We start from the raw sequence: 7,844 nt of genomic DNA, 5'->3' as shown, positions 1-7,844 counted from the left end.
GTTGCCTCGCTGTGTCAATCGCTTGTCTTTTAATCCGGTTAGATGTCTGGTCTGCACTTTTTAGTATCAAAGATACCAAAATGACTACTTGTGTCCAGACGGTAGTTTGTTTGAAGGGGTTTTTTTGTGGATCTGGGATGACAATTACCGATTCATTGAAATCAGAAATTCTTCGTTGTTGCGGGTGCCTTTCAGGCGGTCAAGCATAAAGTCCATGCTTTCCATCGGATTCATATCGGCCATATGCTTTCGCAGAATCCAGACGCGCTGCAACGTTTCTTTATCGAGCAGCAGGTCTTCACGACGGGTGCCGGACGCCATCACGTCAATAGCCGGGAACACCCGCTTATTGGCCAGACGTCGGTCGAGCTGGAGTTCCATATTGCCTGTACCTTTGAATTCTTCAAAGATAACTTCATCCATTTTAGAACCGGTATCGATCAGGGCTGTAGCAATAATGGTCAGCGAGCCACCATTTTCTACATTCCGTGCCGCCCCAAAGAACCGCTTTGGCTTGTGCAGGGCGTTGGCGTCTACACCCCCCGACAGAATCTTGCCAGACGATGGAACTACCGTGTTGTAGGCCCGTGCCAGACGCGTAATGGAGTCGAGCAGAATGACTACATCATGTCCGCATTCGACCATCCGCTTTGCTTTCTCCAGGACCATGCTCGCCACTTTTACGTGCCGCTCGGCCTGCTCGTCGAAGGTTGATGAAATAACTTCAGCATTTACGCTACGCGCCATATCAGTCACCTCTTCCGGCCGCTCGTCGATGAGCAGGATGATCAGGTAAACCTCCGGATGGTTTTTAGTGATGGCGTTAGCGATTTCCTTCAGCAGGACTGTCTTACCAGTTTTAGGCTGGGCTACAATCATACCCCGCTGCCCTTTACCGATCGGAGAGAACAGGTCCAGAATACGGGTTGAATACTGATCCGGCCGGGTACTCAGGCGCAGGTGCTCTTCGGGGAAAAGCGGGGTCAGGTATTCAAATGGGATACGATCGCGAATTTCTTCGGTTGTCTTTCCGTTTATGGTCGATACCCGCAACAGAGCAAAGTACTTTTCCCCTTCTTTGGGCGGCCGGATCTGACCGCGTACGGTATCGCCAGTCTTTAGTCCAAATAATTTGATCTGCGAAGGCGATACGTAAATATCATCCGGGCTGGCCAGGTAATTGTAATCGGCTGAGCGTAAAAAACCATAGCCGCCATCCTGCATAATCTCCAGAACACCTTCATTTTCGATAATGCCGTCGAACTCCCGGATGTGCTGGTTATACTGCCGGCGAATCCGGTTGGTATATTCCTGAGCCTCGCGTGATGGCTGATTGACTACTGGCTGGGCCTGACCGGATGAGAACTGTGACCGTTCATTTTCCGGAGTGCCATTAGGCTCCTGCGGAGCAGCCGGCGCAATGTCATTCGAAGGCTGCTGCTCGTTGGTATTGGTCATGTCCATCTCCGGCGCAACTTCCGGTGAGTCCATAAACGTTGTTTCCGGGGCCTCTTCACGGTTACCCGTAAACAGAGTGTCATCTGTTGCCGAATTATTTGTCAGTGCAGCCTCTTCCGTAACCGGACGCGTACGCTCCCGGCGTTTAGGTCCACCTTCGGGCCGGGCCACGTCAGGCCTGGTCCCGTCGGGCCGGCCAGCTTCCGCCGGCCGCACTTGTTTGTCTTCGCGTGCCGCGCTCTCCCGTGGTTGCATATCCCGCCGGTTCGGATCCCGTGGTCCAGCTTCTCGGGGCCCCACATTCCGTGGTCCGCCTTCCCGACGCCCAGCGTCCCGGGGACCAGTTTGACGTGGCCCGGCTTCTCTTGACCTGACCTCACGTGGCCCGGCCTCACGCGGCAAAGAGCCCTGACCTTCTTCCGTGCGGCTAATGAAGCCTTCCTCCGTAGTTGGGGGCGGGGTATCGGCTGCGCCGGCATCCCGGCGAATGCGCTGCCGGGTCCGATTTCGTTCGCCATCTTCCTGGTGACCGTTTTCGGCAGTCTGCTCAGTTGGTTCAATAGGTTCCGTTGCAGCAGAGGGGGTATCGCCTGCAGTATCAGCTGCCGGCTCAACCGCGGGTAGGGGTGAACGACCCCGGCGGCCCCGGCGCGCACCTTCGGCCGGCTGAGCGGTAGCAACAGCCTCTTCCGGTACCGGCATTCGGGCCTGCTGGTCCAATATCTTGTAAACCAATTCTTTTTTCTGGTATTTACTGGTGTCGCTGATACCAAACTCGTCGGCAATAGCCCGTAGCTCCGACAAGAGTTTCAGATTTAATTCTTCAATGTTATACATACAGTACTGACTAGCAAGTTGATCTTGCTACATGTGAAATAGTGATCGATGGAAAGTAACGAGTTGCCGATCGCTGTAAACCTGTCAACGCAGGGCGGAGGCTCTTGAGGGTTAGTTAATTATACGTAAACAACATCAATTATGTAAAAAGAAGTGGCTTGCCTGACCGGGTCACTAACCCAACTGCCTGATAACGGTGGTAGTTCAAAACGATGAGCCGCCAGTTTGACGGTCCGTCGTGCGGTGTTCAAGTTTAAATGTATCCTGAAAATTACTGGAAGATCCGCCGGAATGACGGTCAGCGTCCGCTCTAGCGGTGAGTTGATTGGTCGCTGCCCACAGAACTGTGTGAGCAAAGATAAATTAACTCATCGCCATTGTCAATACAACGCTTTTAATTTCAGAATGTTTTTCGAGAGGCAATAAGAATATTGATAATCTATTACTGAAACGTGCTACACCCGGAAAGAGTTCCGGTCCCCGGTTCGTTGAATCCCGCACCTCAAAACTACTTATGAGTCCAGCGTCTCCCTCGATAAATCCCGCAGATACTGCGTTTGTGTCGGAAAGGCAAACCGGGCTCCGCTCTGGTGAACAAGGTCAATGATGGCAAAATTTATTTCTTCGCGGATCTGGTGGTACTGTTGCGCATCAGCCGTTGCCACAAAATAGACGACCAGAATGTCGAGGGAACTCTCCCCGAAGGTCTCAAACCTGACATAGCCCCGGTCCGTTTTGGTCATTTCGTGCGTATCAATTAACTGCTGAATGCCGGCGACAACATTACGTAGTGTTTCGGTGGAGGTGTCATAGGCCAGCCGGATGTAATATCGGCCCCGGCGCAGCCGGCGCTGCGTCAGATTATCGAGCGATTGGTTAATCATCAGCCGGTTAGGAACAGAAACCAGACTGCCGTCGTCGGTGCGGATGCGGGTGCTGCGGAAACCAATTTGCTCGACGCTGCCGCTAATACCGCCCACACTGACCGCTTCGCCGGCCACAAAGGGCCTGTCGAGCAGAATGGCAAATGACGCAAAGAGGTTTTCGAGGGTTTCGCGGGCCGCCAGCGCAATGGCTAATCCGCCAATACCGAGGCTGGTAACCAGAGCGAGTACGTTGACGTTGTAGACCAGATCGAGCGTCGTAAATAACCCTATCATAAAAACGAGCAGAATGATAAGATCTCGTATGAAGGGTATCAGTTGGCTCATTGGTTTGTTTTCTGCATGCTCAGCCCGCTTCTGGAAAAACAGGCCCATTACTTTAACGGCCCGAATACCCATCCAGGTGAGAACAACCATAATAATGGTCTGGTAACCCCGGTAAATGGCCATTTGAAAGCCAAACGATTCTTTCGGTTCTAAGCGCCAGGAAGCAGGAAGTGTCAGTTGGGCAAAGGCAATGTAAATAAGAATCAGCAGGATTAGCCACTCAATGGGTGGGCGCATGAGTCGCAGGAACTCCGTAATGGGAACGCCATGGATTTCCCGGCGGAAGAGCTGGTAGAACAGCCTCCCGATGAATTGGGCAAGGATCTTGCGCAGAAACAGACAGGAGAGCAGTATACCGGTAAACCAGATTAACCCGGTCAGGGTATTGCCGGATAATTCCCGCTGTATCCAGTCCTGAAGGGAGTCCATATAAGGTGGGTGTGGATTTTTGTCTTGTTAAAATTGGTTAAAAACGGTTGCTATTTACAATTTTTGCACGTCTTCTAAACGTTTAAACAGAGGTAGCCTGGTATGAATCTGGTTGTTGACTGGGGAAATTCATCCCTGAAGTTAGGTTGGTTTGAGGGGTCAGTATTGACTGAATCGCGGTATCATGTGTCACCCGACAACTTTCGCGACTTGTTGCGGCAGCAGGTCCGGAACGGCCGTCAACCCGACCAGGTGATCGTATCCTCGACAAGCCGGCCCGGTGAGGAACTTCGCGCTCAGGTGGCTGAACTGGGTGAAACCATTACAGAAACAACGCACTGGCTGATTTTCGATAATACAACATCCGTACCGGTGTCTATCGATTATGATACCCCTCTTACCCTGGGTACCGACCGTGTAGCGGCTGGCGTTGGCGCTACGGTATTATTTCCGGGAGAAGACTGCCTGGTTATTGACATGGGGACCTGCATTACAGCCGATGTGGTCGATCAGGGAGGAGTATTTCGGGGCGGACTGATATCGCCCGGCCTGCGAATGCGTTTTCGGGGAATGCATGTGTTCACCGAACGTTTGCCGCTGATTGAACCGGATTTACAGGCAGTCCGGGATTTACCGGCGCTGATTGGAAAGAATACGCATCAGGCGATGCAGAGCGGAGCTATCAACGGTATGTTGTTTGAACTGAACGGAATTATTGCGGCCCACCGCAGCGAACGGCCCAATATAAAGGTAGTTGTTTGCGGGGGGGATGCCCTGTTTTTTGAAAGTCGTCTGAAACCCCCCATATTTGTAGTGCCGGAGGTGGTGCTGATCGGTTTGAATCGTATTTTAGAACATAATGTCAAATAATTACAAGCGAGTAAGCAGAGTTGCGCAGATAAGTTTACTGGCCATGTCGCTGGCCGCGCCGGCCGCTATGGCGCAGGGTTTTGGAAACTCTCCTTATTCGGCTCTGGGTATTGGTGAGCCGCTGGGACAGGCCAATGTCACTAACCTGGGTATGGGCGGTATCGGTGTCAGTTATGCCAGTCCTTTCTATCTGAACAGTCAGAATCCGGCCCTGCTGGCCCGCCGGTCGCGGTTTACCGTCTTTGAAGTTGGCCTGCTGGGGCAGTCCAAGCAGTTGGGCCAGCGTGTCCTGGATGCGCAGCAATCACAGCGCGATTTTGGGGCAAACCTGAGTTATCTGGCCTTGGCTTTTCCGGCTTCTTCGCGGTGGAACATGGCAATAAGTCTGCGGCCGTACACCTATGTCGACTATCAAACCCGTCAGTACGGACGTATTCCCGGCACCATCTATGAAGCAGAGTACACCTACTCCGGCCGGGGAGCTATCAATAAGGCATCATTCTCCAATGGCGTCCGGCTCTGGAAGAATATTTACCTGGGAGCCGAAATGTCGTATCTGTTCGGCAACCTTACCAACAATTCCGATTCGCGGGTGTTGATTAACTCGGCAACCGATGTGCAGGTGACCCGCATTGATCGGATTAATTACAGCGATATTGTCTGGCGACTCGGAGCCGCCTGGCGTCCTAAGCTGAGCGAAAACTGGACCCTTAATCTGGGTGCCACCGTTGACCCACAAACGCGGGTAAGAGCCCGCGAGACTGATATTTACCAGCAGGTACTGAGCGGCCAGAGTTTATCGGCTCCCGATACGCTCCGGATCAACCAGACCGGGGCGGCTACCCTGCCCCGGAACATGCAGTTTGGCGTCAGTATTGAGCGTAATAACCAATTCATGGTTGGGGTAGACGTTGGGCTTCAGCCATGGAGTCAGTTTCGCACCATTAGTGACCAACCGGGTAACCTGCGCGATGCCCTGCACGTAGCGGCTGGTGTGGAGTTTACACCGAAGAGCACTTCTACCCGCTATTGGGATCTGGTCTCTTACCGGGCCGGTTTTCAGTATAACAAAACACCCTATGCCGTTGATGGCCGCCAATTGAATGATATCAACGGGAGCCTGGGTGTTTCGCTGCCGGTGGGCGCTTATCTGGTCAACCATGTTAACCTGGCTATTGTCGGGGGACAGCGTGGTGCCCTGATCGGTTCGCAGATTCGGGAGCGCTACATCCGGATTTCCCTGGGCTTCTCCCTGAATGACCTGTGGTTCCGTAAACCGGTCATTGATTAATCGGTCGGGTTCAGACAAACTTATTAAGGTACGGTAACGTTCTCTCTGAGAGGTATAACCCTTATCGTTTCAGAAGCCAATAAAAACTCGTATGCGTGTTAAGTCTTTCATAATGGCCGGTCTTGCTGTTGGCAGCCTCTTGAGCTTTAGTAGCTGTGAGGAGGAAAAAGCAAACAAGAAAGTAAAACCGTATACCGGGCCAATTGAGGAAATTAACAATGTGCAGATGTTGTATAGCGAAGCGGCTAAGTTGAAGGTAAAGATGACGACCGCTAAACAGTTGCGCTATCAGAACGACGACCGAAAATACCCGGAGACTGTCAATATCAGCTTTTTTGACGAGAACGGTGCGGAAGTTACTAGCCTGCGGTCTGATTCCGGGCGTTACGACCGGACTAAGGATCTGTACACCGTAATGGGTAATGTGGAGGTTATTAACAAGCAGAAACAGGAGAAATTGATGACCAACGAGCTAAACTGGAATCCAAACACGAAAAAGGTGTATACCGAAAAACCCGTTACCGTTATCAGTAAAAGTTCTGGAGAAACCCTTAAAGGTATTGGCCTGGATGCCAACCAGGATTTCTCCCAGTATTCGATCCGCAAACCGACAGGTATCTTTAATATTGAAGGGGGGGGCGGATTTTAACTTAAAGCCCTAAAACAAAACAGCCCCACTTCAATTGAAGTGGGGCTGTTTTGTTTTAGGGCTTTGGGCATTTGTTCAATTGGTTCCGAACTGTTTTTATATCGGTGACAACTTTTTCGTTCCCCCATTTATTGTAAATGTACGTAACGATTTCCGCTATTTCCAGTTCGCTCAACTGGGGGTTAGCGGGCATAATCCGGTTGTAAGGCTGACCATTCACCACTATTGGCCCCTGCTGACCATGCCGGATCAGGCAAATGACGCTGTCTTTTTTCACCAGGTAATCAGAGCCGTTGAGGGGCGGGTAAAGGTTGGCCAACCCGGTGCCATCCGGCTGGTGGCAGTTGGCGCAATAGGTCTTATACAGTTGCTTACCCTCGGTAATGTATTTCTGCCGCTTTATTTCTTCCTGACTCTGGCATCCAATGAAGAGAAGAACAAACCCAAACACGAAACTGATCCAAACTGTCTCTCTCATTGCTTATACTCCGCCAGCAGCTTATCAATATCGCCCATTAGTTTGTCAACGCCTTCTTCCGTAGTGCCATCGTACACCCCCCGAACGCGTTTTTCCTTATCGACCAGGATAAAGGCTCCGCTGTGGACCACACCGCCCGGTGCTGTTTTGTCTTCGGCCGCCGTCACCATATAGCTTTTCTGACCGATCTCGTAAATATCTTCTTTAAGCCCCGTGACAAACAGCCACTGACGACCCGTAACACCCAGATTATCCGCAAACTCCTTCAATACTGCTACCGAGTCATGCTCGGGATCGATAGTATGGGAGAGCATCATCACCTCCGGATTATCCTTAAACCGGTCATATACCCGCTTCATCTGCGTTTTCATTTTAGGACAGATGGTGGGGCAGTTGACAAAAAAGAAATCGGCAACGTAAACCTTATCGTCGAGTGTGTTGGCCGTTACCGTGTCGTTATATTGGCTGACGAAGCGGAAATTTGGGATGGTATGGTCAACCGAATCGACAACGTCCCGGCCGTTCACCGTTTTTTTTACGGCTTGTTTTTCGCCCAGAACCGGCAGGCGATTCGTTGATGGGCCACAGCTAGTTAAAGCCAGTAGCAGGCCAGCCATTATA

7 protein-coding genes are annotated in these 7,844 nt (G+C 51.6%); 3 read left to right on the top strand and 4 right to left on the bottom strand.

Going from position 1 to position 7,844, the window contains the following annotated elements; all coding sequences use genetic code 11:
* Positions 1 to 144: 144 nt before the first annotated feature.
* Both rho and ABD949_RS11760 read right to left on the bottom strand, forming a co-directional pair.
* Complete coding sequence (gene rho / locus ABD949_RS11765) at positions 145 to 2,295, bottom strand: transcription termination factor Rho (RefSeq protein ID WP_345243670.1); 2,151 nt, start codon at positions 2,293 to 2,295, stop codon at positions 145 to 147.
* A 512-nt stretch (positions 2,296 to 2,807) separates the two neighbouring features.
* Complete coding sequence (locus tag ABD949_RS11760; protein WP_345243668.1) at positions 2,808 to 3,935, bottom strand: mechanosensitive ion channel family protein; 1,128 nt, start codon at positions 3,933 to 3,935, stop codon at positions 2,808 to 2,810.
* A gap of 102 nt (positions 3,936 to 4,037) precedes the next feature.
* On the opposite strand from ABD949_RS11760, the gene ABD949_RS11755 reads away from it, so the two are divergent.
* The 3 genes from ABD949_RS11755 to lptC all read left to right on the top strand — a co-directional run bounded on the left by ABD949_RS11755 (position 4,038) and on the right by lptC (position 6,745).
* Positions 4,038 to 4,805 carry a type III pantothenate kinase gene (locus ABD949_RS11755; protein WP_345243666.1) on the top strand — a complete coding sequence of 256 codons (768 nt, stop codon included), beginning with the start codon at positions 4,038 to 4,040 and terminating at the stop codon, positions 4,803 to 4,805.
* Positions 4,795 to 6,096 (top strand): BamG family beta-barrel-assembly machinery protein, encoded by a 1,302-nt coding sequence (gene bamG / locus ABD949_RS11750; protein ID WP_345243664.1) that lies wholly within the window; start codon positions 4,795 to 4,797, stop codon positions 6,094 to 6,096. The genes ABD949_RS11755 and bamG overlap by 11 nt, the downstream gene beginning before the upstream one ends.
* 91 nt (positions 6,097 to 6,187) lie before the next feature.
* Complete coding sequence (lptC, locus tag ABD949_RS11745) at positions 6,188 to 6,745, top strand: LPS export ABC transporter periplasmic protein LptC (protein ID WP_345243663.1); 558 nt, start codon at positions 6,188 to 6,190, stop codon at positions 6,743 to 6,745.
* Between the two features lie 55 nt (positions 6,746 to 6,800).
* On the opposite strand, the gene ABD949_RS11740 is transcribed toward lptC, so the two are convergent.
* Together ABD949_RS11740 and ABD949_RS11735 are read right to left on the bottom strand one after the other, a co-directional pair.
* Entirely contained in the window at positions 6,801 to 7,223 is a 423-nt protein-coding gene (locus ABD949_RS11740; RefSeq protein WP_345243661.1) for a c-type cytochrome, read from the bottom strand.
* Positions 7,220 to 7,840, bottom strand: coding sequence for an SCO family protein (locus tag ABD949_RS11735; RefSeq protein ID WP_345243672.1), 621 nt, complete (start codon positions 7,838 to 7,840; stop codon positions 7,220 to 7,222). Before ABD949_RS11735 ends, ABD949_RS11740 begins: the two co-directional genes overlap by 4 nt.
* Positions 7,841 to 7,844 lie beyond the last annotated feature (4 nt).

Source organism: Nibrella saemangeumensis (assembly GCF_039541915.1).
GTDB classification, from domain to species: domain Bacteria; phylum Bacteroidota; class Bacteroidia; order Cytophagales; family Spirosomataceae; genus Nibrella; species Nibrella saemangeumensis.
Note: the sequence above shows the minus strand (reverse complement) of the source record. Positions and strands in the feature narration are given on the sequence as shown.